At 66.6% G+C, this 24,296-nt stretch carries 21 protein-coding genes, 1 tRNA gene and 2 pseudogenes; 12 read left to right on the forward strand and 12 right to left on the reverse strand.

Annotation, left to right across the window (positions count from 1 at the left end):
- Positions 1 to 68: 68 nt before the first annotated feature.
- Positions 69 to 299, reverse strand: a complete 231-nt coding sequence (locus tag AB0N14_RS36255; protein ID WP_366029962.1) for a hypothetical protein — start codon at positions 297 to 299, stop codon at positions 69 to 71.
- A gap of 187 nt (positions 300 to 486) precedes the next feature.
- Positions 487 to 672, reverse strand: coding sequence for an IS3 family transposase (locus AB0N14_RS36260; RefSeq protein ID WP_366029981.1), 186 nt, complete (start codon positions 670 to 672; stop codon positions 487 to 489).
- Positions 673 to 1,331: 659 nt separating this feature from the next.
- On the opposite strand from AB0N14_RS36260, the gene AB0N14_RS36265 reads away from it, so the two are divergent.
- Positions 1,332 to 2,774, forward strand: a complete 1,443-nt coding sequence (locus AB0N14_RS36265) for a hypothetical protein (RefSeq protein ID WP_366029963.1) — start codon at positions 1,332 to 1,334, stop codon at positions 2,772 to 2,774.
- Positions 2,775 to 2,823: 49 nt separating this feature from the next.
- Here AB0N14_RS36265 and AB0N14_RS36270 read toward each other — a convergent pair.
- The 3 genes and pseudogenes from AB0N14_RS36270 to AB0N14_RS36280 form a co-directional block, all read right to left on the reverse strand.
- Positions 2,824 to 3,414, reverse strand: a pseudogene (locus AB0N14_RS36270) (IS256 family transposase); the annotation flags it as partial.
- Positions 3,342 to 3,602, reverse strand: a complete 261-nt coding sequence (locus tag AB0N14_RS36275) for a transposase (RefSeq protein WP_366029982.1) — start codon at positions 3,600 to 3,602, stop codon at positions 3,342 to 3,344. The gene AB0N14_RS36275 and the pseudogene AB0N14_RS36270, both read right to left, overlap by 73 nt.
- Before the next feature lie 438 nt (positions 3,603 to 4,040).
- Positions 4,041 to 4,632, reverse strand: a pseudogene (locus AB0N14_RS36280) (PfkB family carbohydrate kinase); the annotation flags it as partial.
- A gap of 279 nt (positions 4,633 to 4,911) precedes the next feature.
- On the opposite strand from AB0N14_RS36280, the gene AB0N14_RS36285 reads away from it, so the two are divergent.
- From AB0N14_RS36285 to AB0N14_RS36295, 3 genes are all read left to right on the forward strand, one after another.
- A complete protein-coding gene (locus AB0N14_RS36285; protein ID WP_366029983.1) occupies positions 4,912 to 5,718 on the forward strand; it encodes a CU044_5270 family protein in 807 nt (268 codons plus the stop codon).
- Positions 5,719 to 5,944: 226 nt separating this feature from the next.
- On the forward strand, positions 5,945 to 6,166 hold the full coding sequence (locus AB0N14_RS36290) for a type II toxin-antitoxin system VapB family antitoxin (protein WP_172629543.1): 222 nt from the start codon (positions 5,945 to 5,947) through the stop codon (positions 6,164 to 6,166).
- A complete protein-coding gene (locus tag AB0N14_RS36295) occupies positions 6,163 to 6,573 on the forward strand; it encodes a PIN domain-containing protein (protein ID WP_366029964.1) in 411 nt (136 codons plus the stop codon). Before AB0N14_RS36290 ends, AB0N14_RS36295 begins: the two co-directional genes overlap by 4 nt.
- A gap of 390 nt (positions 6,574 to 6,963) precedes the next feature.
- Here the strand turns inward: AB0N14_RS36295 and AB0N14_RS36300 are convergent, their stop codons facing one another.
- Together AB0N14_RS36300 and AB0N14_RS36305 are read right to left on the reverse strand one after the other, a co-directional pair.
- Positions 6,964 to 7,122: a hypothetical protein gene (locus tag AB0N14_RS36300; RefSeq protein WP_366029965.1), complete on the reverse strand. Its 159-nt coding sequence runs from the start codon at positions 7,120 to 7,122 to the stop codon at positions 6,964 to 6,966.
- A gap of 117 nt (positions 7,123 to 7,239) precedes the next feature.
- Positions 7,240 to 7,313: transfer RNA gene (locus tag AB0N14_RS36305), tRNA-Gly, on the reverse strand.
- A gap of 537 nt (positions 7,314 to 7,850) precedes the next feature.
- On the opposite strand from AB0N14_RS36305, the gene dcd reads away from it, so the two are divergent.
- Together dcd and AB0N14_RS36315 are read left to right on the forward strand one after the other, a co-directional pair.
- A complete protein-coding gene (dcd, locus tag AB0N14_RS36310; protein WP_366029966.1) occupies positions 7,851 to 8,426 on the forward strand; it encodes a dCTP deaminase in 576 nt (191 codons plus the stop codon).
- Positions 8,427 to 8,433: 7 nt separating this feature from the next.
- Positions 8,434 to 8,934 carry a phosphoribosyltransferase gene (locus AB0N14_RS36315; RefSeq protein WP_366029967.1) on the forward strand — a complete coding sequence of 167 codons (501 nt, stop codon included), beginning with the start codon at positions 8,434 to 8,436 and terminating at the stop codon, positions 8,932 to 8,934.
- A gap of 70 nt (positions 8,935 to 9,004) precedes the next feature.
- On the opposite strand, the gene AB0N14_RS36320 is transcribed toward AB0N14_RS36315, so the two are convergent.
- From AB0N14_RS36320 to AB0N14_RS36335, 4 genes are all read right to left on the reverse strand, one after another.
- Positions 9,005 to 9,898 (reverse strand): Yip1 family protein, encoded by an 894-nt coding sequence (locus AB0N14_RS36320; protein WP_366029968.1) that lies wholly within the window; start codon positions 9,896 to 9,898, stop codon positions 9,005 to 9,007.
- Between the two features lie 923 nt (positions 9,899 to 10,821).
- Positions 10,822 to 11,748, reverse strand: coding sequence for an FkbM family methyltransferase (locus AB0N14_RS36325; protein WP_366029969.1), 927 nt, complete (start codon positions 11,746 to 11,748; stop codon positions 10,822 to 10,824).
- 777 nt (positions 11,749 to 12,525) lie between these two features.
- A complete protein-coding gene (locus AB0N14_RS36330) occupies positions 12,526 to 14,784 on the reverse strand; it encodes a (Fe-S)-binding protein (protein ID WP_366029970.1) in 2,259 nt (752 codons plus the stop codon).
- A 178-nt stretch (positions 14,785 to 14,962) separates the two neighbouring features.
- Positions 14,963 to 15,823, reverse strand: coding sequence for a glutaminyl-peptide cyclotransferase (locus AB0N14_RS36335; RefSeq protein ID WP_366029971.1), 861 nt, complete (start codon positions 15,821 to 15,823; stop codon positions 14,963 to 14,965).
- A gap of 614 nt (positions 15,824 to 16,437) precedes the next feature.
- Here AB0N14_RS36335 and AB0N14_RS36340 point away from each other — a divergent pair.
- The 6 genes from AB0N14_RS36340 to AB0N14_RS36365 all read left to right on the forward strand — a co-directional run bounded on the left by AB0N14_RS36340 (position 16,438) and on the right by AB0N14_RS36365 (position 22,964).
- On the forward strand, positions 16,438 to 17,907 hold the full coding sequence (locus tag AB0N14_RS36340) for a polysaccharide biosynthesis tyrosine autokinase (protein WP_366029972.1): 1,470 nt from the start codon (positions 16,438 to 16,440) through the stop codon (positions 17,905 to 17,907).
- A 50-nt stretch (positions 17,908 to 17,957) separates the two neighbouring features.
- On the forward strand, positions 17,958 to 18,566 hold the full coding sequence (locus tag AB0N14_RS36345) for a low molecular weight phosphatase family protein (protein WP_366029973.1): 609 nt from the start codon (positions 17,958 to 17,960) through the stop codon (positions 18,564 to 18,566).
- Positions 18,567 to 18,700: 134 nt separating this feature from the next.
- On the forward strand, positions 18,701 to 19,696 hold the full coding sequence (locus AB0N14_RS36350) for an NAD-dependent epimerase/dehydratase family protein (protein ID WP_366029974.1): 996 nt from the start codon (positions 18,701 to 18,703) through the stop codon (positions 19,694 to 19,696).
- On the forward strand, positions 19,690 to 20,469 hold the full coding sequence (locus tag AB0N14_RS36355; protein WP_366029975.1) for a WecB/TagA/CpsF family glycosyltransferase: 780 nt from the start codon (positions 19,690 to 19,692) through the stop codon (positions 20,467 to 20,469). Before AB0N14_RS36350 ends, AB0N14_RS36355 begins: the two co-directional genes overlap by 7 nt.
- The gene (locus AB0N14_RS36360; RefSeq protein ID WP_366029976.1) at positions 20,469 to 21,614 is read left to right on the forward strand and encodes a glycosyltransferase family 4 protein; all 1,146 of its coding nucleotides are present in this window, start codon (positions 20,469 to 20,471) and stop codon (positions 21,612 to 21,614) included. The genes AB0N14_RS36355 and AB0N14_RS36360 overlap by 1 nt, the downstream gene beginning before the upstream one ends.
- A gap of 15 nt (positions 21,615 to 21,629) precedes the next feature.
- Positions 21,630 to 22,964, forward strand: coding sequence for an O-antigen ligase family protein (locus AB0N14_RS36365; RefSeq protein ID WP_366029977.1), 1,335 nt, complete (start codon positions 21,630 to 21,632; stop codon positions 22,962 to 22,964).
- Here the strand turns inward: AB0N14_RS36365 and AB0N14_RS36370 are convergent.
- Complete coding sequence (locus tag AB0N14_RS36370; protein ID WP_366029978.1) at positions 22,927 to 24,231, reverse strand: O-antigen ligase family protein; 1,305 nt, start codon at positions 24,229 to 24,231, stop codon at positions 22,927 to 22,929. The two genes, AB0N14_RS36365 and AB0N14_RS36370, sit on opposite strands and share 38 nt — an antisense overlap.
- Positions 24,232 to 24,296 lie beyond the last annotated feature (65 nt).

A 24,296-nucleotide genomic window follows, 5' to 3' on the forward strand; every position in this document is an offset into this window, starting at 1 on the left:
GGAACCAGAAGCCACGGGCCCGGCATTCTCGAACGGCTCGCCTCTGTGCCCGATCTGGCGAACCGTCCTTACCCACGGATTAGGAGATGTGGAACGTCCGCCCGATCGGGCGTGCGCACCCGTGCGGCGGTCCACACCTGGCCGTGCGCGTCCGGCCCTTCTTCCAGCCAGGCGGCGAGTTTGGCCTGCAGGTCGGGGCGGAGTCGGCAGTCGTAGCCCGGTGGCCCCTGGGAACGCAGCGCTTCCCGCCCGCCGGACGCCCAGGCACGGCGCCACTGGTAGACCGACTTCTCACTCACCCGTAACTCCCGGGCGATGCACGGACTTTTAGTTCAGTTCTCCTCGAAGAGGTCAGCGGCCCGCATGCGTACCTCTTCCCGGCGCTTGCGCTGCTCGGCGGTCAGCCCGCCCCCGTCCGGATACCGCATACTTCCGGGCTACCAGCCAAGACGGACCCTGTCACCAGGTCCGACGAAGACTCAGACGCTATAACGACAAGGTCAGTAATGGGCGATCGACGGGGCTGAGGTAGCCGGTCCGTTTCTGGATACGGCGGGGATTGTAGAAGCCGTCGATGTATTCAAAGAGCGCGAGGTTCGCCTCGGCCCGGGTGGCGAAGACGAGGCCGCGGACGCACTCGGTCTTGACCAGTATCCAAAGGTTCTCCGCCAGGGCGTTGTCGAACGAGTCCCCCACCGAGCCCATGGAGGCCTGGATTCCGGCTCTGACCAGGCGTGTGGTGAGCTTGATGGACCTGTACTGCCCGGGTTCAAGGAATCGTCGCAACGCTGTCTGTCAGCGAGTCTTGGGTGAGCCGATAGTTTGCGAGTCGCACCAGATGGTGTTGGCTTCAATGAGCCAGGCCGCGTGTTGGCTTCAATGACCCAGGCCACGTGTGGTTATATCGCGACAGCGAAGGTGATGACGATGGCAACTCGTCAGCATCGGCTATCTGGTGCACGTGCGCAAGGTTGCATCGGCGCTGGAATCCCCGCATCGCGAGCAGACCCTTACGAGGGAGACGTGATAGCAGGCTAATCGGGCGACGATCCTCAGCGGCGGCGCACTCACCTAGTTCTCACCTTCCGTTTCAACCCCTGACCCCTCCGGTGCGCATGAGTGGGAGGAAGGTCAGTCCCGGTCATTCGAGCAGGTCACACCTTCGATGCCCGGTGATGTCGGACATCTACCCCACAGTGGAGCGTCTCATGGCAGATGGCAACGAAAATGCGGGTGCGGGACGACCGCGCGGGAACTTGAGTAGGCGACGCCTTCTTCAAGGGACAGCGGGCACCCTCGGTACCGCTCTAGCATCCGCCGGCATCTATGAGTTGATCGACAACATGGCTGAGCCACCGGACCGGCCTGCTGTCGCCGACAGCCCGCCCGTCGAGGAACAATATATCCTTCAGAACGAGCCGGTGATCATGGTCAATGGCTCGGGCGTGAAGAGCAGCAATGGCACGATTGCGGTCCGGGTGCCAGCTCTGCATGATCATATCATTACCGCAAGGCTGAATGTGCCGGCGAAAGCCAAGGCGCTGCAGGAGGCGCAGCACCACCTCGAGTCCGCCCTCCTGGATCTGGAACGCCGATTTCCGCCCACTCCCACAGGAGTGGCCACCACGGTAGCCTGGGGACTTCCCTACTTCCACCACTACATCCCAGCCCTGGGCAAGACATCGGGCTTCTTCAAGGCGGGAACACCTTACCCAACGTATCTGCCGGTCGATTTGATGGCCTCCAAGACGGAGGGCCGTACCGTATATGCGCTGCAGGAGGCCAGGAGGTTCCCCAGCGACCAGTCCCCGCCTGGCTTCGGGCCGGTCCGCTTGGAACAGAATGACGTGGCCGTGCTACTCCGCAGTGACTCGATCGCCAATATCAAGGAAGCCCAAAACGCCCTCTTCGGGCCTGGAAGCAACCAGGCGGGCAGCCTGTTCAAGGTGACGAGTATCCGCCAGGGCTTCTCCGGGGGCGGTTTCTACGGGCAACAGGGCCTGCCGAGCAAGATGGCGCTGGCAGCTAATATCCCCGGTGCACAGTCGATTCCTCGACAGGCGCAGGGCTTCCTCGGCTTCGCCACCACCCTCGACTCGAATATGGGACCCGACAACATCCCCAGTCTGGAGACCCTGCCTGGCCTCACCGATCAGTGGCCCAACGGTTACTTCAAACAGGGGACGACCATGCATCTCTCGCACCTGTTTCAAGATCTGGAGACCTGGTACGAACGGAAATTCGCTCGGTACGCGGATCGCGTCCAGGCGATGCTCCAGCCCGGCATCTCGCCCGTGCCCGCGCCGGGTACGGTTGCCCTCCAACCGCCAGGTCTAAGTGAGGCCGAAGTGGCGCAGGGGGTCCAGCGGTACCACGCCTACGGTCACACTGGGAGCATGTCGCAGGTGGACAGCACGACATCACCGACGACCAGCAATTACGGGAAGGCCTACCCCGCGGGGACGACCATCCCCGTGCGCGGCGATTTCGACACGCTGGACAATCCATTCCACTACACGTCCGATCCGACGGCAGACCACTACAGCGAGAAGCGAGCGGCCGGGTTGCACTTCATTTCGTTCCAGCCGACGATTGGAATCTTCAACCGCGTTCGGCTCGCGATGGACGGCTACTATCCCGATATGACACTCCCAATCCCACCGCGAAGCCCCCACGCCGGCATCAACTCGGTCCTGTACACGACCCACCGGCAGAACTATCTGGTTCCGCCACGTCGCCATCGCTCCTTCCCGCTCGCCGAGTTCCTTGTCTGACACGAGCCGGGGTCTGTCCAATCAACGGCTGATCTTGGTTGTTGAGGTGTCAGTGGCTGGTGGGGGTGAGGCGTCCTTCGAAGGCGATCTGGAAGGCGTTCAACGGTGCCTTCCAGCGCATTGTCCAGCGGCGTCGGCCCTTGCCGGTCGGGTCCAGGCTCATCAGCGCCAGGTAGACGCACTTCAACGCGGCGTTTTCCGACGGGAAGTGGCCGCGGGCCCGGATGGCCTTGCGTATGCGGGCGTTCACGCTCTCAATCGCGTTCGTGCTGCAGATCACCTTGCGGATCTCGACGTCGAAGGAGAGGAAGGGCACCATCTCGGCCCAGGCGTCGGCCCACAGCTTGATCACGGCCGGATACTTGGTGCCCCAATTCTCGGAGAACTCCAGGAACCGCTCGGTCGCCGCGGCCTCGCTCGGCGCGGTGTAGACGGGCCTGATGTCCTTGGCGACCTTGTCCCAGTCCTGTCGGGCGACGTAGCGGATGCTGTTGCGGATCAAGTGAACAATGCAGGTCTGAACGACAGTTCGAGGCCAGACCGCCTCGACCGCGTCCGGCAGGCCCTTCAGGCCGTCGCAGACGAGCATGAGGACGTCCTCGACGCCGCGGTTGCGGAGTTCCGTGAAGACCTGGAGCCAGTCTTCGAACGGGTGCCGTTGCGGCTGTTGCCGCTGTTCCTGCCCGTCACGTCGTGCTTGTCATAGCCGACGTGATCGGTGATCTCGCCCTCCAGGGCGGAGTCCAGCACCCGCTTCGTCAGCTGCTGCAGCAGCCCGCCCTCCCCGGTCAACTGCAGCCCGTCAGACCGGGCACGGTCGACCAGCATCGCGATCAACTGCTCGTCCGACACCGACTACGCAGTCGACTCGACGGCCGGCTTCTCCACGGCCGAGGGCTCGGTGATGGCCTCGCTCATCAGGCGTCTCCTTGATCATCGGATCCGCCGTTGATTAGACACTCCCCGGCGACGCGGGCAACGCGACCGCGTCGTCCGGCGGCGGTACGACCACGGCGAAGACCGGCAAGGTCTCCATCGTCGTCATCGGCGGCAAGTCCGACGACCCGTTCTTCTCCACGGTCAAGCCGGCGTCGAGGACGCGACGAAGCTGGTCAAGGCCGGTGGCGGCGCGGTCACCTACCTCGGCCCGGCCAACTTCGACAACCTCGGCCCGGACGTCGCCAAGCTGACGCAGACCGCCACATCGCAGAACCCGACGGCGATCCTCGTGCCGGACTGGGTGCCCGAGAACCAGGACTCCGCGATCAAGTTGCCGACCGCGACGGTCGTGTGCCGCAGCGCTTCCCCGTAGTGCGACCGCGCCTCGGCGGGGTCGGCCCAGAACATCGGCCGCCAGTCCAGGTCGAACACCGTCGTGCCCGCCTTCGCCCGGTGCTCCAGGGCGGCCAGCGTCGCCGTGCGGCTCGGCTCCTCGCTCAGCCCGGTCCCGGTCATCCAGAACACGGCAGCTTCGCGTACCGCGCCCAGGTCCAGCTCGCCCGGCTGAATGTCCAGGTCGGGGACCTTGGGCCGGTGGTAGAAGTACAGCGGGAAATCGTCCGGCGGGAAGATCTCGCAGAACGTCACCGGGGTCGGCGCGATGCCCGACGTCCCCACGAAACGGCTGTCCACGCCGTAGCCGTCGAGTGCCGTGCGGACGAACTCGCCGAAGGGGTCCCGGCCCGTCTTTGTGATCACCCGCGGCCGAGCGCCCGTAGCGGGCGGCGGTGACCGCGACGTTGGTCGGGCTGCCGCCCAGGTACTTGCCGAACGAGGTGACGTCCGCCAACCCCACGCCGGTCTGGAGCGGATACACGTCCACTCCCACCCGGCCCATGGTCAGCACTTCGAATGACATCAGGCTGGGTCCCCTTCGCTCCGGAGCCCCGTCATGGAGGCCGGCGCAGATGGCGACGGATGAATTTATAGCGCTTTAAGAACGCCCTACGTCGAGAACCATGCCGTCAGGTAAATGTCATGTCAATAGGTTGTTGTTGCGAGGTTTCACCCACTCGCCCGACCCGGACAGCGAAGGATTTCTCGGTCCAATCCGGCACCTCGACAGCAGGTTGCCGCTCAAGTTGTCACTTCAAACGGAAAACAAACCCCAGGTCAGTGACCTGGGTTTCTTGAACTGCTGGCATCGGCCGAATGGGACCTCTCGCCGAGCCGTCAACTCCGTTACGCGGAAGCCCTGATGCAGCAGAGCGACCACGACCGCGCCCCGCCCGCCCAGGCGTCCCCGCCGCCGCGCCGCCGACTCCCGCGCTCCGCAATGGTGTTGCCGGCCGTGTCGATGGCCCTGGCCGGAGCGCTGGTCGTCACCTTCTACGGCGGCGGTCACGGCTCCGCCCCGGCGGCCGGCTCCACCACCGCCCCCGCCAAGGCGAACAGCGCCTCCGTCACCCTCGACCGGATCGCCGCCGCGGCCGTGGAGACCGACGCGACGCCGGTGAAGGACGACCAGTTCGTGTACGTCGAGAGCCTGATCCGTGGGAACACGGGCGAATTCGGCGGCCCGGTGCGGCTCGGCGCCCTGCACAAGTACGAGGCGTGGACTGCGCAGACCCCCGGCCCGGTCACCAGGACCGGCTGGCTCAGGGAGACCGGCAAGGACGCCATCATGCCCGGTGAGGAGGTGCCCGCGGAGTCCGCCGATCCCGTCCGGGCGGGCATCGACCACCCCACCTACAAGTGGCTGGCCTCGCTGCCCACCGACCCCCGCGCCCTGCTCAGGCTGCTCTACTCCAAGACCAGGGTCGAGGCCGGAGACTCGATGGACCAGGCCGTCCTTCGGGACGATCGGCGACCTGCTGAGCTCGACGATCATGCCGCCCGCGACCGCCTCCGCCCTCTACAAGGCCGTCGAGAGGATTCCCGGTGTGACCCAGATCCGATTCGTCGTGCCGACGCCGTCGCGTGGGTGCGGTCGCATCGCTGTTGACCGTGGTTGTCCGCTCTTACGGGCACGCTATGGGCACGGGCGCTGCCAGCAGCCCGGCCATAGGTGCGCGTGACGCTTGCGCCGACGGACCGCATCGCCTCTCGCAGGTGATCTGGAGTTTCCGTCACGACTGCGCATGCCGGGATCCGACACTCAGACGTGGCGCCGCGAATGTTGGTGACGTATTCTTCTATGTACATCATCAACATTGTGTGGGAGCTGCGGTATGTCTGTGACCCAGATCGACATCGACGACGACGCCCTGGAACGCGCCATGGCTTTGTCCAAGGTCAGGACCAAGAAGGAGGCGGTCAATCTCGCTCTGCACTTCTACGCCGAGCAGCAGGAGCGTGCGGCGCGCATCAGCCGTCACTTCGAGCGTGCGCGTGAGTGGGGTGCCGTCGAGGATGCCGAACGGCTGCACCGGGCGGAGAAGCACAGCCGGTGATCTACTTGCTCGACACGTCCGGCCTGGTCCGGCTGCTCCGCGATCCCAAACTGCAATCGGCCTGGTATGACGCAATCGATGCCGGAGCCGTCGCCTCCTGCTACGTGCAACGCACCGAGTTCCTCCACAGTGCTCGGAACGGACGCGAGTACGACGAGATCGTCGAGATGTTCACGGACCTCTATCCCGACGTGTCGGTGCCGAAGAACGCGGGGCGCTGGATCGGCGCGGTGCAACACCGTATGGCCCAGGCTGGGGAGCACCGTAGTGCCTCGGCGGTGGACCTCGTCATCGCCGCCACCGCGGCCCACCACGGCCTGGCTGTCCTCCACGACGATGCCGACTACCGTGCGATAGCCCGGCACGCATCCGACCTGGTCGAGCACAACGTCCACGACATCGCCTGAGGTGGTTTGTCGCCCGACAGGTTGTGGATGGGGGGCGTTCTGCGAACACGCGGCCTCTGTTCCGTGGCGGGCTGACCAGTAGCGTGACATCACCAGCGGCCTTGACTGCCGTAGAGCCTGGGAGCATTTTTGCTGACCTGGGAGAAGGGGCGCTGATCGCTTGTTGCCCCGGGGCGCTTCAGCATGCCATCGCGACCGGCCAGGCCCGCCTGCTCGGCGCCCGCCTGACCTTCCGCAACCGTCCGGAGGGGGCGCGGAGACGGAGCTGCGGCTGCCGACGGATTAATCCGCCGGAGGCCGGTTGAGCGGCCGGGTGCGGGCCGGCCCCCCGTGACCCGGCGAACGGCGAGGGAGGGTACGGGAACCGAAAGACGTGGCCAGGTCGGCGGATCAGCGGGCGCAGGTCCTTCGGTCCAGGTTCTGCTGGATCCTGCCCTCCACACCGTCCGGCTCCCTGGTGCCGTTCCGGGTCTTGATGAGCTGGTCGGAGGTGCCATCGAGGTGGCAGCCGTACGAGTAGGGCGAACACCTTCCGGGGTGCTTGAGCATTGTTCACAGTACTCGTGCCCTCCGCGTGCCCAATCTTCGAGCGAGCGTCGGGGCGAAAGCACCGGAGAGCCAGTGGCAAAACACAAACCCCAGGTCGCTGACCTGGGGCTTCTTTCGTGGAGCGGGTGACGAGAATCGAACTCGCGCTCTCAGCTTGGGAAGCTGATGTTCTACCATTAAACTACACCCGCGTAAGTCGGCATCCAAGATCACTGATGATCCGGTGCCGGAACGCTCGATCACTCTACCTCACTCCGGGCCGCCGGTGCCCACGTCGTGGGGGAAGGCGTCGTTTCGGAAGGTCGATGCGGCTGCGGCACCGCCGACTTGGGGCATACGGTGGTGGTGGGGCGCGGAGGTTGTGAGCGACCGGAGTGCCCCCTGGAGAGCCGTCCCTTTCATCCCGTAAAGTGGCTTTCGTCGTCTGTCGCGGCAGTGAGACGAAGCCTCTTGGGGAAGGGACTCTGAGGACTTGATGGAGCGCACCGTCGTCCGATGTGCCGAAGGGCACGTGTTCAGCACCGCTTCGTTCCCGATGCAGCAGGCCGAGCGCCTCGGCCCCGGACGGCTCGTCCGGTGTCCCCGCTGCGCCCGGCTCCGCAGCGCGGTGCCGGTGACCTTGCAGAAGCAGTAGCAGCAGGAGCGGAGAGGCCGTAGCGGCCAGCGGTTCGGGCGCGTGGAGTCGTCACGATTGTGGCGGCTCCACGCGCCTTGCGTATTCTCGGGGCGTGCTTCTCTCAGACAAGGACATCCGGACCGAGATCGACAAGGGGCGGGTCATGATCGATCCGTTCGATCCGACCATGGTGCAGCCCTCGAGCATCGACGTGCGGCTCGACCGCTACTTCCGGGTGTTCGAGAACCACAGGTACCCCCATATCGACCCCTCCATCGAGCAGGTCGACCTCACACGGCTCGTCGAGCCCGAGGGCGACGAGCCGTTCATCCTGCATCCCGGGGAGTTCGTACTCGCCAGTACGTACGAGGTCATCACCCTGCCCGACGATCTCGCCTCCCGGCTCGAGGGCAAGAGCTCCCTCGGGCGGCTCGGGCTCGTCACCCACTCCACCGCCGGGTTCATCGATCCCGGCTTCTCCGGGCACGTCACGCTCGAGCTGTCCAATCTCGCCACCCTTCCGATCAAGCTCTGGCCGGGGATGAAGATCGGGCAGCTGTGCCTGTTCCGGCTCACCTCGCCGGCCGAGTTCCCCTACGGCAGTGAGCGGTACGGTTCGCGCTACCAAGGCCAGCGAGGCCCCACCCCCTCCCGCTCCTTCCTCAACTTCCACCGGACCCAGGTGTGAGCGGGGCATGACGACCGACGTACGAGAGAACCTGACGTACGAGGACTTCGGGCGCGCCGTCCGGGAACTCGCCCGGGCCATCGCCGACGACGGCTACCAGCCCGACCTCATCCTCAGCATCGCGCGCGGCGGCGTGTTCGTGGCCGGCGGGCTCGCGTACGCCCTGGACTGCAAGAACCTCCACCTGGTCAATGTGGAGTTCTACACGGGCGTCGGCACCACCCTCGACATGCCCATGATGCTCGCTCCCGTCCCCAACGTGATCGATTTCACCGACAAGAAGGTCCTGATCGCCGACGACGTGGCCGACACCGGCAAGACCCTCAAGATGGTGCGCGACTTCTGCCTGGACACCGTCGCCGAGGTCCGCTCCGCGGTGATCTACGAGAAGTCCCACTCGCTCGTGAAGTGCGAGTACGTGTGGAAGCGGACCGATGAGTGGATCGACTTCCCGTGGAGTGTCGAGCCGCCGGTCGCCAAGCGCGCCGGGCAGGTGCTCGACGCCTGAGCGGCGACGACAAGCACGCAGGTCCCGGCTCCGAGGCGGCGGCGGGGCCTTCAGCTGGAATCTGCGGCGGCTAGAACGTCCCCAGTTTGATGATCGACAGAATCGCGACCAGCTGGATCGCCGACGCGCCGAGCGCCTTCGGCCACGGCAAGTCGTGGGACCTGGAGACCATCAGGGTCAGCAGCGCGCCCGCCCCGATCCAGGTCGCCCAGCCCAGGAGCTGGACGAAGGACGCGTTGCCGCCGAAGAAGATAGCGACGACCAGGCGCGGCGCGTCCGTGATCGACATGATCAGCATGGACAGCCCGACCGTGGGCTGCCAGGCGCCGTCGCCGCCGAGCTGGCGGGCCAGGGCGTGAGTGACCACACCCAGGATGAAGGAGCTCACGACGATGGCGACCGCCGTGATCAGGACGATCGGGACCGCGTTCGAGAGCGTGGCGTTGATCGCGTCCTGACGCGCGCCGTCGAAGCCGAAGACCGCGAGCAGGCCGTACAGGAACGTCACGATCAGCGCCGGGCCCCACATCGTGTAGTCCCGCATCCGGAGGAAAGTCTGGGCCGGGGACATCACGATGCCCCGCAGCAGCTCCTTCCAGTGCAGGCGCGGGCCGACCGGCGGTGCCGAGGCCTGGCCCGCGCGGTATGTCTCGCCCGGGCTGTAGGGGTCCTCGCCGACGGAGAACGCCTGGGTGTGGCCCGGGTTGTTGGCGGCGTACGGGTCCGCGGTCCGGGGGTGGCCCTGGCCGTCGTCGCCGAAGTACTCCGGTTCCCCCTGGCCGTGCGGCGTCTGCCACTGCGGACGGCCGCCATAGGGCTGCGCACCGCCGTACTGCTGCTGCGGCGGCGCGGCGGGGTAGCCGTACGGCGGACCCTGCGGCGCCTGCCGTCCGTACGGAGGTTGCTGCGGTCGCGCTTGAGGAGCGCGGCCCTCGCGGCCGCGCCCGATCCTGAATCCAGCCACGCCTTCGAACGTACCTGGTCTCGGAGAGGGACGTGCCGGGCCGGGGAAGCGGGTGCGGGTTTGCTGCCGAGCTGTGACATCCCCTAAGGGGTCGTCAGGCGGGGCATCAGGGAGGTCTCAGTGGCCCCTCGGGGTTTCGGCTCGCCTGGCGTCGATTCGCGCTATAGGTACCTGTGGCGGCATCGGAGGCATCCGTCGCATCGGAGGCATCGCGGCAGTACCGCTGGAAGCCCCCGCGCGCGGGTCGCACACCGGAGCAGCCGAACGAGTGCCACCGCTCCGCCGTCTGTGGCCTGCCAGAGCGAGCCTGTTTTGATCGAAACCGTCCGCGCCCCATGGACTTACCTGTAGGCAGCATCGCCACATCGAGTTCGACGCCAGTCGCTCGCCTTCAGGAGGAGCCCGTTCCCCATGCTCAGACGTCCTACAGGGCGGGTCGTCGTGACGGTCCCCGGTGACTCGATCCCTTCGGGCTGAGGGCCGACCATGCCGTGGATCAGGACCATCCGCACGCTCCCGCGCACATCCGCCCTGTCCGCCCTGTCCACCTTCAGCGGCCTGATGGGATGGAAGCGTCGCCGTACCCGGCTGCTGCTCTGGTCAGCTGCCTGGGCAGTCGTGGGCGTTCTCCAGGTCACGACGGTCCCGCAGCCCGCAGCACGCTCAACCGTTCCGGTGGGATTCGGACGACATACGCGATGACCTGCAGCAATATGTTGCCGAGCGTCTTGGTGACGACGGCGGTGTCTGTGATACGTCGCCATGAACGCACCGATTACGAGTGGGACTACTCGTGACCAGCTCACCGCCTGGAGAAGACCACGCTCCAACGCATGCAGGACCGTCTTCGCCTCATCGACGGCCCTCTCGCGAAGAGCAGGAGTCGACCTTCAACCGCCGTAACCATTATTGGCTCCCAGAAATCACGCGAATTCGCGGGCGCGCTCGGCCGGGATGAAGACGAGGTTTTCATAGCCATATTCGTCCCGCGGCTTGTGTGGCACAGGTCGGCCATCATGCAGCTCATAGGAGCAATAGTCGAACGAGAGGACTTTTTCAACTAGCTCGCGACTGCAGGGAACCCCGGGCACGTCAATGTCGCCCACCTCCAGCGACAGGACTGGTCTCGGTCCACTCAGTACCTTCTGCATGCCGAGCAGAACCTGCATCTCGGCGCTCTCTACGTCGATCTTCACAACGTCCGGATTGCACCGATGTTCGCTTACGTAGTCGTCGAGTGGAACGGCTGGCACGGAGTGTGTTTCCTCACCAATGCTCGCTCGGACCGCCTTGGGAAGCCTGGGTTCGAAAACTGAATTATATGCACGGAAGCCCACCCCGAAATCGCGGATCGTGATCGATGACGCTTCCGACCAGGCAGCGGAATGGACTGCAGTGATGTTTTTCTGAGAATAGGTGTTTTGAGTCAGTGCTTTGAAGGTCGACGGAGTGGGTTCGAAGGCAATAACCTTTCCTGTGGGACCCACCGCGTTGCTGGCGAGCATGCTGAAGTAACCCACGTGTGCGCCTACGTCGACGAACGTCATTCCGTTCCGTAGATGGCTCAGGTAAAAGGCGGTGAGGTCGTATTCGAAGTAGCCGCGTCGATGCAATGCTACTGATACGTCGTCAGGCAATGTGACTGTCATCCGCTGACCCCAGGGTGTGCGTACCTTCACTGGTACACTGATTCCCCGCTGCTTCCATTTTTGGAGTCGGGATTGGGTGGGATATCCAAGACGTGAGGGGTGGCCCAGCAGCTTGAGCCTGAGATAAATCCGACCGGCATCGTGGTTTCGCCGGAGGGCGCGCAGCGCACTTTCTCGGGTCACGGCACTGATTTCACACATGGTACACACTCCTCGACGGTGGAGGCGAATACTGAAGGAACTGCGCGACATATACACGCCTCGATTGGGCTCGGGTGAATCAGGCGCGCCGAACGTTCCATCATGTGAGGCGGGGAGGAGTACACGGTTGAGTGAATAACCGGAGGGCGATCCCGCCAGGGCGCGGACTACATGCCGCCGCATACATACATTTCCCGCGGTCGCCCGACCAGCTTCTTCCAGGCTTGCCATCCCGCCATGGAAGCGAGGGCCTGAGCCGGCGCTCACGGTCGGCGGGCTGTTTCCGCACCAATCCGCGACCACTTCATGAATGGTTGTCGGCAACAGTCTGCTCCTCGACAGTGCCCGACATGTGAATTGAGCGCCGATGCCGCAGCGCTACTCGGTATCACTCCGCGACGCGCTGTGCGACCCGGGACCAGTCCAGCTCCGCGGCCGCGCGCACCTCCAGTTCACTCATCCGGATCCGGCCCGGTTCGTCATCGGGCACGGTTCTCAGGACACGCACCAGGTCCGCCCTCGACCCTGAGGGGAAGGCCCGATAGGCCGTCCTGGACGGCAACCACCGAGTCGAGCGAGGCCTCTGAGGACACACCACGACGGGCGTGCCCAGTGCCAGCGCCTCCAGAGCCGCCGTGGGCACGCCTTCACCTTTCCGGCGAGACTGCGTGACGCCAGCACGAACGCCTCCGAGTGAGGGGACTGGGCGACGGACAACAGACGAGGGGCCGGGGTCGCTGCCCGCGCCCCGGCCCCTCGGCGACGTACGAACGCCCGCTACTTCACGGGCTCCGGCTCCGGCTCGCTCTCCGCCGTCGCCTCGCCCGTCGGCGTCTTGACGGAGTCGAGGAGCAGCTGGGCGACGTCCACGACCTGGATGGACTCCTTCGCCTTGCCGTCATTCTTCTTGCCGTTGATCGAGTCGGTCAGCATGACCAGGCAGAACGGGCAGGCCGTCGACACGATGTCCGGGTTCAGCGACAGCGCCTCATCGACACGCTCGTTGTTGATGCGCTTGCCGATCCGCTCCTCCATCCACATCCGCGCACCACCGGCGCCACAGCAGAAGCCGCGCTCCTTGTGGCGGTGCATCTCCTCGTTGCGCAGGCCCGGGACCTTGCCGATGATCTCGCGCGGAGGCGTGTAGATCTTGTTGTGGCGGCCCAGGTAGCACGGGTCGTGGTAGGTGATGATGCCCTCGACCGGGGTGACCGGGATCAGCTTGCCCTCGTCGACCAAGTGCTGGAGCAGCTGGGTGTGGTGGATGACCTCGTAGTCGCCGCCGAGCTGCGGGTACTCGTTGCCGATCGTGTTCAGGCAGTGCGGGCACGTCGCGACGATCTTCTTCGCCGACTTCGGCTTCTTCGTCGAGGGGTCCTCGTCGTCCTCGCCGAAGGCCATGTTCAGCGCGGCGACGTTCTCCATGCCGAGCTCCTGGAACAGGGGCTCGTTGCCCAGGCGGCGGGCGGAGTCACCGGTGCACTTCTCGTCGCCGCCCATGATCGCGAACTTGACGCCCGCGATGTGCAGCAGCTCGGCGAAGGCCTTCGTGGTCTTCTTGGCGCGGTCCTCCAGGGCGCCCGCGCAGCCGACCCAGTACAGGTACTCGACCTCGGTGAGGTCCTCGATGTCCTGGCCGACGACCGGCACCTCGAAGTCGACCTCCTTGGTCCACTCCAGGCGCTGCTTCTTGGCCAGACCCCAGGGGTTGCCCTTCTTCTCCAGGTTCTTGAGCATCGTGCCCGCCTCGGACGGGAACGCCGACTCGATCATGACCTGGTAGCGGCGCATGTCGACGATGTGGTCGACGTGCTCGATGTCGACGGGGCACTGCTCGACGCAGGCGCCGCAGGTGGTGCAGGACCACAGGACGTCCGGGTCGATGACGCCGTTCTCCTCGGCGGTGCCGATCAGGGGCCGCTCGGCCTCGGCGAGCGCTGCGGCCGGGACGTTTTTGAGCTGCTCCTCGGACGCCTTCTCCTCGCCCTCCATGGTCTTGCCGCCGCCGGCCAGCAGGTACGGCGCCTTGGCGTGCGCGTGGTCCCGGAGGGACATGATCAGGAGCTTGGGGGAGAGCGGCTTGCCCGTGTTCCAGGCCGGGCACTGCGACTGGCAGCGGCCGCACTCGGTGCAGGTGGAGAAGTCCAGCAGGCCCTTCCAGGAGAACTGCTCGACCTGGGAGACGCCGAAAATGTCATCGTCACCGGGGTCGGTGAAGTCGATCGGCTTGCCGCCGCTCGTCATCGGCTGCAGCCGGCCCAGCGCCGTACCGCCGTCGGACTCGCGCTTGAACCAGATGTTCGGGAAGGCGAGGAAGCGGTGCCAGGCCACGCCCATGTCCGTCATCAGCGAGACGGTGATCATCCAGATGAACGACGTCGCGATCTTGATCATCGCGACCAGGTACACCAGGTTCTGCAGCGCGGTCAGGCTCAGGCCCTTGAAGGCGGCGACCAGGGGGTACGAGACCAAGTACGACGCCTCGTAGCCGGTCACGCCATGCAGAGCACCCTCCAGGCCGCGCAGCGTCAGGATCGCCAGGCCGATGATGAGGATGACGGCCTCGACGAAGTAGGCCTGGCCGATGTTGGAGCCCGCGAAGCGGGACTTGCGGCCCGGGCGGTCCGGGCGCGACAGCTGGCGGATCACGATGAGCGTGAGGATGCCCAGCGTGGTGAGCAGGCCGACGAGCTCGGTGAAAACCTCGTACGGCGGCCAGTCGCCGATGACCGGGATGTACCAGTCGGCCTGGAAGAGCTGCCCGAAAGCGCCCACCAGGGTCAGGACCAGGGTGAAGAAGCCCACCGCCACGAACCAGTGCGCGACGCCGACGATGCCCCAGCGGTTCATCCGGGTATGGCCGAGGAACTCCTTGACCACGGTGACGGTGCGCTGCTTGGGGTCATTGGTGCGGGTGCCGGCGGGCACGTTCTGTCCGAGCCGCACGAAGCGGTAGATCTGGCCGATGGCTCGGGCGAACAGCGCCACGCCGACCACGGCCAGGACCAGCGACACGATGATCGCGGCGAGTTGCATTTGGGCTCCTCGGGCCTGCGAGGGGTTTCCTCCGTCGTACTACCTGTGTACTCCGAAGGTTGTCATTACTAAGCGGTAACTTACGAAGTTCGTTCGAGACTACCCACTTCTGCCGCCGCACTGTAGTGGCGCAGGCGGTGATCTGCGTCGCTGTGGGCCACGTCAGCCGTGGGCCACCTCAGCCAGGGACGAAGTCCACACGGAACATCTTGGGCCAAAACTTCCCGGTGATCAGGAACTGGTCCGTTCCGGGGACGGCCGCGATGCCGTTCAGGGCGGATCCGTAGACGAGCTCGTCGGCGCGCAGCAGGCCCGACGCGTCGATGCTCGCCGTCACCGTGCCGGTGGCGGGATCGATGCGCATGATCCGGTCGGTGAACAGCACATTGGCATACACGGCCGCGCCGACGCACTCCAGCTCGTTCAGCTCCGTCACCGGCCGGCCCTCTTCGGTCACGGTGACCTCGCCGGTCTTCGCGAGCGTGCCGGGGTCGCGGAACGCAAGCCGCGCCGAGCCGCCGCTCGTCACGAGCCGACGCGGTGACCGCTGGAGGCACATGCCCCAGCCGTCGTCCGGGTACGGGACGCGGCGCAGCTCCTTCAGTGTCGCGGCGTCGCGCTCGACGGCGATCCGGTCCCGCCAGGTGAGCTGCCACAGGGTCCGGCCCAACAAAGTGATGCCCTCGCCGAACAGGGGCGCGGGCAGCGCCGCGCGGACCGTGGGCGGTCTGCCCGGTGGTCCGGCCCGTACCGAGGATCCGCCGGAGAGACCGGTGCCCTCGTAGAGCGTGCCGCCGGCCATCTCCAGGCCCTCGGTGAAGCCTTGCGGGTCGTGGGGGAGGACTTGGAGCACCCTGACCCGCAGGCGCTCGACCCCGCGCTCAGCGGCCCACTGTCCGCTTTTGACCCGGTTTCCGGCCGGGTCGCCGAAGGCGCTGCTCCCTGTCGCGCACGACACGAACAGCAGCGCACCCGCGAGCACGACCGCCGCCGCGCGCATCATGTGCCCCCGGTCGCCGGAGCGGCCGGTTCCGGACAAGCGGTCACCGGAGCGGCCGGTTCCGGACAAGCGGACGGCGCCCCGGCCGGAGCCTGGACGCCGTGGTACCGCCGTACGCATGTCTCCGTAAGGCCCTCGTCGCCGTGATGGTCAACGATGTTCCGGCCGTGACCGTGTTGCCGCCGATGGTCACGGGCGGGGGCGGAGGCGGGTACGGCTGAGCGTTGGCGGCCTGCGCCCCCATCAGCGGCCCGGCAGCGAGTGCGGCGGCGGATGCTGCCGATGCCAGAGCAATCCGCCATCTCGGTGGGGTCGTCATCCTCTTCCCTCTCCTCGACTTCGGTCCCCGGCCAGGCGGCTGCGGCGTCGGCCGTCATCAAGATCTAGACACATGGAATAAATGGGACATACAGCCCTTTGTTGACGTCATGCCGCCCAGAAGCCACCGGATGGTGTAGCCCTCGCTTCTCGATGGCTCACACGGTCCCGCCGATGGGGTGACCGGCCGACGTGCGCCTCCCCGGGGCTCTTTGGCGGGCCGTCATGGGGTGGCTCCCTCGCGTGAAGCACACGAGTCCCTATGGTCGACCGTGCGCACAGGGAACAGAACATCTCATTTCGGATGGTTCCCTCGGTTCTATGAGGGGTGCAGCTTGGATCTCCACGGATTCCTGAAGACTCTTGCCAGACGCTGGCCGACCGTCGTGGCCTGTCTGGTGCTCGCGATCGGGGCGGCTCTTGCCGTGACGGGCTTGACCACCCCGGTCTACGAGGCCAGGACACAGCTCTTCGTCGCCACCCGCTCCGGTGAGGACACGTCCGAGCTGAACCAGGGGCAGAGTTTCTCGCAGGCACGTGTGCAGTCGTACGCCGCGATCGTGACGACTCGTCAGGTCACCGAGCACGTGGTCAAACAGCTGCGGCTGCACACCACACCAGAGGAACTGGCGTCCCGGATCACCGCTGTAGCCCCGCTCAACACGGTGCTCATCGACATCACCGTCCGGGACACCGCGCCCGGGCGGGCAGCACGCATCGCGAACGCCGTGGCGGAGAGGTTCAGCGATGTCGTCGAGCGACTGGAGACGCCCAAGCGAGCCCCCGGCTCAAAGGGGTCGAAGCGTACGGGCGACGGTGGGTCACCCGTCTCCCTCGGCATCACCCAGGAGGCCGTCGCCCCCACCGGCCCGGTCTCGCCGCGCCCCCTGCTGAACCTGGTTGCGGGAGTGATCGGCGGCCTCCTGCTGGGTGCCGGACTCGTCGTCCTGCGAGAGACCCTCGACACCACCTTCAAGACCAGCGAGGCGCTGGGCGAGTTCGTCGAACTGCCGGGCCTCGGCACCATCCCGTACGACAGGAACGCCTACAAGCGGCCGCTCGTCAGCACCGACGGGCACTCCAAGCGCGCCGAGGCCTTCCGCAAGCTGCGCACCAACCTTCAGTTCTCCCAGGTCGACAATCCGCCGCGGATCATCGCCGTGACGAGTTCGCTGCCCGGCGAGGGCAAGACCAACACATCGATGAACCTCGCCCTCTCGCTCGCCGAGGCGGGTGTCTCCACATGCCTGGTGGACGCCGACCTGCGCCGCCCGAGCGTGGCCCCGACCTTCGGGCTGGTCCAGGACGCCGGTCTGACCACGGTACTCATCGGTCAGGCTCGCATCGAGGACGTGATGCAGCAGGTCGCCGGCGGGCTCTCCGTGCTCGCCAGCGGCGCCGTGCCGCCGAACCCCACGGAGCTGCTCGCCTCGGCGCGCATGGACGAGGTGCTGCGCGAGCTGGCGGACAGGTACGAGGTCGTGATCGTCGACACCGCGCCGCTGCTGCCGGTCGCCGACACCGTCGGACTCGCCTCGCTGACTCAGGGCGCGCTGCTCGTCGTCCGCGCCGCCAAGACCCGCCGGGACCAGGTCCGCACCGCCTCGGAATCGCTCGAGCGGGTGGGCGTCCGCGTCCTCGGAACCGTCTTCAGCATGGCTCCGGTGCCCAAGTCGGGCCGCTACGGCCGCTATGGCCACTACGGCTACTACGGGCAGTACGGCGAGCTGCCCGCTCCCCGTACGTCACCGTCTCGCGAGGGTGTCACCGCGCCGGCGGCGAGGCGTCCCGCGGGCAAGAAATGAACGATACGTCGTACGTCCGGGACATGGCCCCTCCGTTCTCCGGAAGTGGCATGCCCCGGGTCCTCTTCGTCTGCACGGGCAACGTGCATCGCTCGGTGCTCGCCGAGCGGCTGCTGGCCGCCAGGCTTCCGGCCGGCTCGGCCGTACGGCCGGAAAGCGCCGGTACGGAGGCCTGGCCCCACTCCGGCATGGAGGACACCACCAGGGCGGTACTGGAGGAACTCGGCGGTGACGGCTCCGACTTCACGGCCCGCAGGCTCACCGAGCGGCTCGTCGGGGGAGCGGCACTGGTCCTCGGGCTCGAGCGCGAGCACCGCGAGGCGGCCGTGCGCCTCGCGCCGTCGGCGATGCGGCGCTGCTTCACCCTGAAGGAGTTCGTACGGCTCAGCGCCGGAGTCGGCGGCGAAGTCCCGGGTGCCGGAGACGGCGAAGTCCTGGCCCCCGCAGTCGGGTTCGGCGCCGTGGTGGCGGCCGCCGCCGCCCGCAGGGGCACCGCACCTCCGGTTCCCGGGGCCGAGGACGACATCCCGGATCCCTTGGGGATGCCCCGGGAGGCGCTGCACGGGTGCGCCCTGGAGATCGACGGGGCGGTCAGCAGGGTCGCGCGGTTGCTGGACGGGGGCGGCGTGAGGGTGTCAATCGGCCGCATTCACGGCTGACGGTGTCCTCCGCCCTGCTCTTCCGCCAGCCGGGTGGGCATCTCACCCATCCCTGTGGCGACAAGACCAGGCCACCTGTTTCCCATATCTATCTTCCTGCCCGAAACAACCCAAATGCACAAGGAGATGAGTTCGTGGCCTGCATCGACGCGGTGGTGACCGGAGCCGGAGGCTTCATCGGCGGACATCTGACCAGGGCGCTGCTCGCCGAGGGGAAGAGCGTGCGGGCCGTCGACCGCAAGCCGCTCGACGAGTGGTACCAGGTCCACCAGGGCGCGCAGAACGTGGTGGGTGACGTCTCCCTGCGAGATACCTGCACCGAGGTCCTGGATGGCGGGGCCGAGGAGGTTTACCACCTGGCCGCCGACATGGGCGGTATGGGCTTCATCGAGAGCAACAAGGCCGCCTGCATGCTCTCCGTGCTCTCCAGCACGCACATGCTGCTCGCCGCCAGGGACGCCCGCGTCGGCCGCTACTTCTACTCCTCGTCGGCCTGCGTGTACTCCGCGCACAAGCAGACGGACGCCGACGTGCTCCCCCTGCGGGAGGAGGACGCCTACCCCGCCATGCCCGAGGACGGCTACGGCTGGGAGAAGCTGTTCAGCGAGCGCATGGCCCGCCACTTCCGCGAGGACTACGGGCTGGCCACCCGCACCGCCCGCTACCACAACGTCTACGGCCCGCACGGGACGTGGACGGGCGGCCGTGAGAAGGCGCCCGCCGCGGCCTGCCGCAAGGTCGCACTCGCCGTGATCACCGGGGCGGACGAGGTCGAGATCTGGGGCGACGGCGAGCAGACCCGCAGCTTCATGTACATCGACGACTGCGTCGAGGGCACCCTGCGCCTCACCCGCAGCGAGCACACAGACCCGCTCAACATCGGCTCGGACCGGCTCGTGTCCATCAACCAGCTGTACGCGATCGTCGAACAGATCGCAGGCGTGAGGCTGAAGCACCGGCATGTACCGGGCCCCCTCGGCGTACGCGGCCGCAACAGCGACAACACCCGGATCCGCAAGGAACTCGGCTGGGAGCCGCAGGTGTCGCTGCTCGAGGGCCTGGAGGCGACCTACCGCTGGGTGTACGACCAGGTGAAGGCGCAGCTCGACGGGCGGCCAGTCACGTGCTGACCCACCGCCACCCGCGGGTGGACGTCCTGGGCGTCGCGGTCAGCGCCGTGACCCCGCACTCGGCCGTCGAGGAGATCGCCCGCTGGATCGCGACCGGCGAACGGTCGTATGTCTGTGTCACCGGAGTTCACGGCGTCATGGAATGCCAGCGGGATCCCGCTCTGCGGCACATCCACAACGCCTCCGGGCTGACCGTCCCCGACGGCATGCCCATGGTATGGGCCGGCCACCGGGCCGGGGCGACGTGGATGCGCCGCGTCTACGGGCCCGACCTGATGCTCGCCGTCCTCGAACGCGCCGCCGAGGAGGGCTGGTCCTCCTTCTTCTACGGCGGAGCCGAGGGTGTTCCCGAGCTGCTCGGCGAACGGCTGGTGGGCCGCATCCCCGGGCTGAAGATCGTGGGCGCGTACTCGCCGCCGTACCGGCCGCTGAGCGCGCAGGAATCGGGAGCCACCGTCGCCACCATCAACGCCTCCGGCGCCGATCTGGTCTGGGTGGGGCTGTCCACACCGAAGCAGGAACGGTGGATGGCCGAACATCGCGACCGCCTCGAGGCCCCCGTGCTGCTCGGTGTCGGCGCCGCCTTCGACTTCCACGCCGGCCTCAAGCCGCAGGCACCTGCCTGGATGCAGCAGCGAGGCCTGGAGTGGACCTACCGCCTGGTGAAGGAGCCGCGCCGGCTGTGGCGCCGCTACCTCCGCAACAACCCGGCCTATCTGACGCGGATCGCCCTGCGTCCGCCCCGGTTGACGACGCCCGAAGGCGCCCTGTAATGAAGATCGCGGTGGTCCACAGCTTCTACGCCTCCGGGCAGCCCAGCGGCGAGAACGTGGTCGTACGCGACCAGGTGCGCGCGCTGCGCGCGGCGGGCAATGATGTGGAATTGTTCGCTGCACACACCGACGAGCTGGCCCGGGATCCCCTTTACGCGGTGCGTGCTGCGGCGCGCGTGGCGTCCGGCCGGGGCCACAACCCGCTGGCCCGGCTGCGGGCCTACGATCCCGACATCGTCCACGTCCACAACCTCTTCCCCAACTTCGGCCGCTCCTGGGTACGGCGGTGGAAGGGCCCGCTAGTGGCGACCTTGCACAACTACCGGCCGCTGTGTGCGGCGGCGACGCTCTATCGTGCGGGCGCCGTCTGCACGCGTTGCCCGGATGGCGAGCGGTGGGGGGCCTTGCGGTACGGCTGCTATCGGGGGTCGCGCTTGGCGGCATTCCCGTTGGCATGGGCGGGACGGCACGGCGCGGCGGCCGATCCGTTGCTCGCGCGGGCCGACCGGCTGATTGTGCTGTCCGCTCTCAGCCGTCGCACCTATGTCCGCGCCGGCGTGCCCCACCAGCGCCTCGCTCTCGTACCCAACTTCATCCCGGGACCATGCCAGGAGGAGGCTCCCGTCGCGGGTAGACGCTGGATGGTGGCCGCTCGTCTCACCGCTGGGAAGGGCGTGTTGGAACTGCTGCGCCTATGGCCGGAGGACCAACCGCTGGACGTCGCGGGCGATGGGGAGCTGCTCGCTGCCTGCAAGGCCGCGGCGCCCTCGTCGGTCCGCTTCCTCGGCCACCTCAGCCGCGACGACCTGCGCAGCCGGATGCCGTCCTGCCGCGGTCTGCTCTTTCCGAGCCGTTGGTTCGAGGGCATGCCGACGGTGTACATCGAAAGTCTGGCGGCAGGACTGCCGGTGATTGCCTTCGAGGGATCCGCGGTCGCCGAGGCGGTGCGCGACACCGGCACTGGCTTGGTCGCGCAGTGGGACGAGCCCCTCGACGGGGTCCTTTCTGAGGCCGATGCCACCTTTCCGGAACTGCGTTCCCACTGCCGTCGTGTGTACGCGGACCACTTCACGGAGGCGGCCTGGATCACGCGTATCGGCAGGACGTATGAGGAGGCAATGCATGGCACCGACCGGTGCATCTAGGAGTGGGGTGGGTGCATGATCGCCGGGGTCGTGGTGGTTGCCGTTCTGCTCACGGGGAGCCGCTGGATCTCGCACGTGGCGGTGGGGCCGCTCTACATCAGTGACGTCCTCATGTGCGCGGCGTTCCTGCATGCCGGCTACTTGAGGCTGCGCTCCCCGAAGCCGCCTGGGCGTTCCTACGGTCCGGGAATCCTGGTCGGGCTGCTGCTTCTGATGACGGCGTTCCGCCTGCTTGCAGTGCACGGTGATGTCCGGCTGGCCGCTCGGGATGCGGCACCCTTCGCCTATGCCGCGATCGCCTATGTGTCCGCCGGCGCGTACCAAAGAGCGAGTGACTGCGGCAGGGAAAGGACGCTCCGGCTGCTGTACGGCGGACTGCTCCTGCATCTCGGGTGGACGGCAGTGGCCACGTTCTTCCCGAAGTCCGTAGCGGCGTTGCCTTCGCTGGGTGGGACACGCGTTCTGGAGATCAGAACCGATTTCGACGTGGCCGTGCTCGGTGTGCTGGTGGGCATGTCGATCCTGCGGATGGAAAAGGGCAGGATCTGGCGCCACGCGACGGTGGCGATCGCGGCGCTCGTACCGGCCATGGCGTTGCAGAACCGAGCCGGCATCCTCGCGTGCTGCGCATGCGTGCTGGTGGCGGTCCTGCTCAGGCTAGGGAGGAACAGGCGCCTCAACATGCGAGCGGTGCTGGTTGCCGTCGGTGTGGCCTTGGCCCTGACGGAGGTACTGCCGATGACCCCCACTGGCCAACGCCTGCTGGCGACCAACGGCGCCGCCACGGCTTCTCAGGAGGTAGTGGACAGCGCTGTGGGCACCAAGCGTGCGCGGCTGACCGCTTGGAGCCGGTCCGTGGAGTACACCATGGAGGATCCTGTCAGGGCGTCCGTCGGTGTCGGATTCGGGACGGACTTTCTGCAGCTGTCCAATGCCGACCTTCCCCTCGGCCGAGGCGTGGGCCTGCGCGCGCCCCACAACTACCTGGTGACGGTGATCGCTCGACTCGGCATTGCTGGCCTTGCGGTGACCGGTTCCCTGCTGATCGGACTCTTCGTCGTGGTGATCCGGATCCTGGGAAGGGGGTCGCCCGATGAACTGACGTCCTTGTGCGTCCTTCTGGTGATCTCGATCACCATCGTGGCCCTGTTGGGCGTTGTGTTGGAATCACCTTTCGGTGCCGGGCCGTTCTTCTGGGCGAGTGGCATTCTACTCGCTGGCGATCGATCGCGGCGGGCTCGCCTTCAGAAGAAGCCGGAGCGGGAGGCAGCAGCGGACCATCCCGGGACCGCACGAGCCCTGTCGAGAAACATCATTCACTCATCGCTGCGCCCACACAGGCCTCTGTGAGGTCTTTTCGTACCTCGTCGTTCGGAGCGCCGCATCCGCGCGCGGAACTGGGAGCGAGTCGGACGCCTTCCGCGTTGGCTCGTCCCATACTCGTACCGATGATCACCGCGACCGGCACCATCACCGAGATGTAGACCAGGAGGTTGGAGGTGATCACGTTGAGGCTCAACCCGACCAGAGCGAGGAGGGCGGCTTTGTGGATAGCGCGATCGGCGTCGTTGGATGCGGCGCGCCAGCGACGGTAAGCACCACGTCCGAGCACGAGGATTGACGCCACCCAGAGGCCGAGGCCGATGATCCCGAAGTCGTGCCATAGCCGCAGGTAGTCGTTATGGGGGTGGTCCATGGCCAAGCGGGACATGAGGTGCTCCGCGCTCCCGATGCCGTGGCCCGTCCACGGAGATTTCTTGATCGACTCCCAGGTGACCCGCCACATCGTGGCACGGCCTGAGGTGCCGACCTCCCATCCGGCGACCTGCTGGCCGTCGTTGTGGGTGAAGCGATCCTCCAGAGGCTGGTATCGCGTGAGGAGGAAGTAGGCGCCGCCGGCCATTGCCGCAGTGAGCAGAAGCAGTTTGCGGCGTTCGCCGCGCTCCCGGCGCTGGGTCACAACGCTGAGAAACAGCAGGGCACAAACGGCCATAACGGTACGGGACAAGCTGAGAACACAGGCTGCCAGAAGCAAGAGAGGGAGGATGTAGCCGAAACGGGACGGTTTGGCGAGGCTTACTGCAGCGACCACGCCCACCCATGCGATCTCGCCGTAGCCTCGATCGGAATTCAAATAGAAGCTGTCGCTTCCTGGGCCGGTCACGATGACCGTGAAGATGTAGCACACAGCCATGACGACCGCGGCGGATCTTACCCATGTCAGGAGCAGGAGTGGCGAACCTGCCGAGGTCCACGATGCCGCGATCGCCATCACCGCGACAAACGACAGGTAAACCAGTGTGTTCTGTGCGCCCTCAACGGTTTGCATCCGAATTTCGGAAAGAATTACACAGGCGGCGAAGCTCCATAGCGGGAGCGGAATGCGCTGGCGCAACGGGTTGATAGGTTCCAGCTGGCCAGCGCTCTGATCGGGCCGACGGAACAAGGCGCATGGCAAGCTGAAAATGGCGATAAGGAAGACCGCAACGGTGAACTCGGCGTTCCACTTCAAGCGGTATAGAGTCCCCCCCGCGAGGATGCAGAAGACGGAAAGGGCGCTCAGGAAGAGTCGGCGCTGCTGACGTAGCACCACATTCGATGTTGCCGCGGCTGACATGTCGAACAAGGTACCTCGCGAAAGGGTTGTGTCAGAGTACGCTGCGTGGGTGTCGTGACGCTTCT

The sequence above is a fragment of the Streptomyces sp. NPDC051104 genome (assembly GCF_040682835.1).
Taxonomy (GTDB): Bacteria; Actinomycetota; Actinomycetes; order Streptomycetales; family Streptomycetaceae; genus Streptomyces; species Streptomyces cynarae.

Excerpts from the sequence above, each read along its gene's own strand:
- AB0N14_RS36275 (WP_366029982.1), bottom strand. The coding sequence starts at position 3,602 with ATGCTGGTCGACCGTGCCCGGTCTGACGGGCTGCAGTTGACCGGGGAG.
- AB0N14_RS36290 (WP_172629543.1), top strand. The coding sequence starts at position 5,945 with ATGTCTGTGACCCAGATCGACATCGACGACGACGCCCTGGAACGCGCC.
- AB0N14_RS36300 (WP_366029965.1), bottom strand. The coding sequence starts at position 7,122 with ATGCTCAAGCACCCCGGAAGGTGTTCGCCCTACTCGTACGGCTGCCAC.
- AB0N14_RS36315 (WP_366029967.1), top strand. The coding sequence starts at position 8,434 with ATGACGACCGACGTACGAGAGAACCTGACGTACGAGGACTTCGGGCGC.
- AB0N14_RS36325 (WP_366029969.1), bottom strand. The coding sequence starts at position 11,748 with ATGTGTGAAATCAGTGCCGTGACCCGAGAAAGTGCGCTGCGCGCCCTC.
- AB0N14_RS36330 (WP_366029970.1), bottom strand. The coding sequence starts at position 14,784 with ATGCAACTCGCCGCGATCATCGTGTCGCTGGTCCTGGCCGTGGTCGGC.
- AB0N14_RS36345 (WP_366029973.1), top strand. The coding sequence starts at position 17,958 with ATGCCCCGGGTCCTCTTCGTCTGCACGGGCAACGTGCATCGCTCGGTG.
- AB0N14_RS36360 (WP_366029976.1), top strand. The coding sequence starts at position 20,469 with ATGAAGATCGCGGTGGTCCACAGCTTCTACGCCTCCGGGCAGCCCAGC.
- AB0N14_RS36365 (WP_366029977.1), top strand. The coding sequence starts at position 21,630 with ATGATCGCCGGGGTCGTGGTGGTTGCCGTTCTGCTCACGGGGAGCCGC.
- AB0N14_RS36370 (WP_366029978.1), bottom strand. The coding sequence starts at position 24,231 with ATGTCAGCCGCGGCAACATCGAATGTGGTGCTACGTCAGCAGCGCCGA.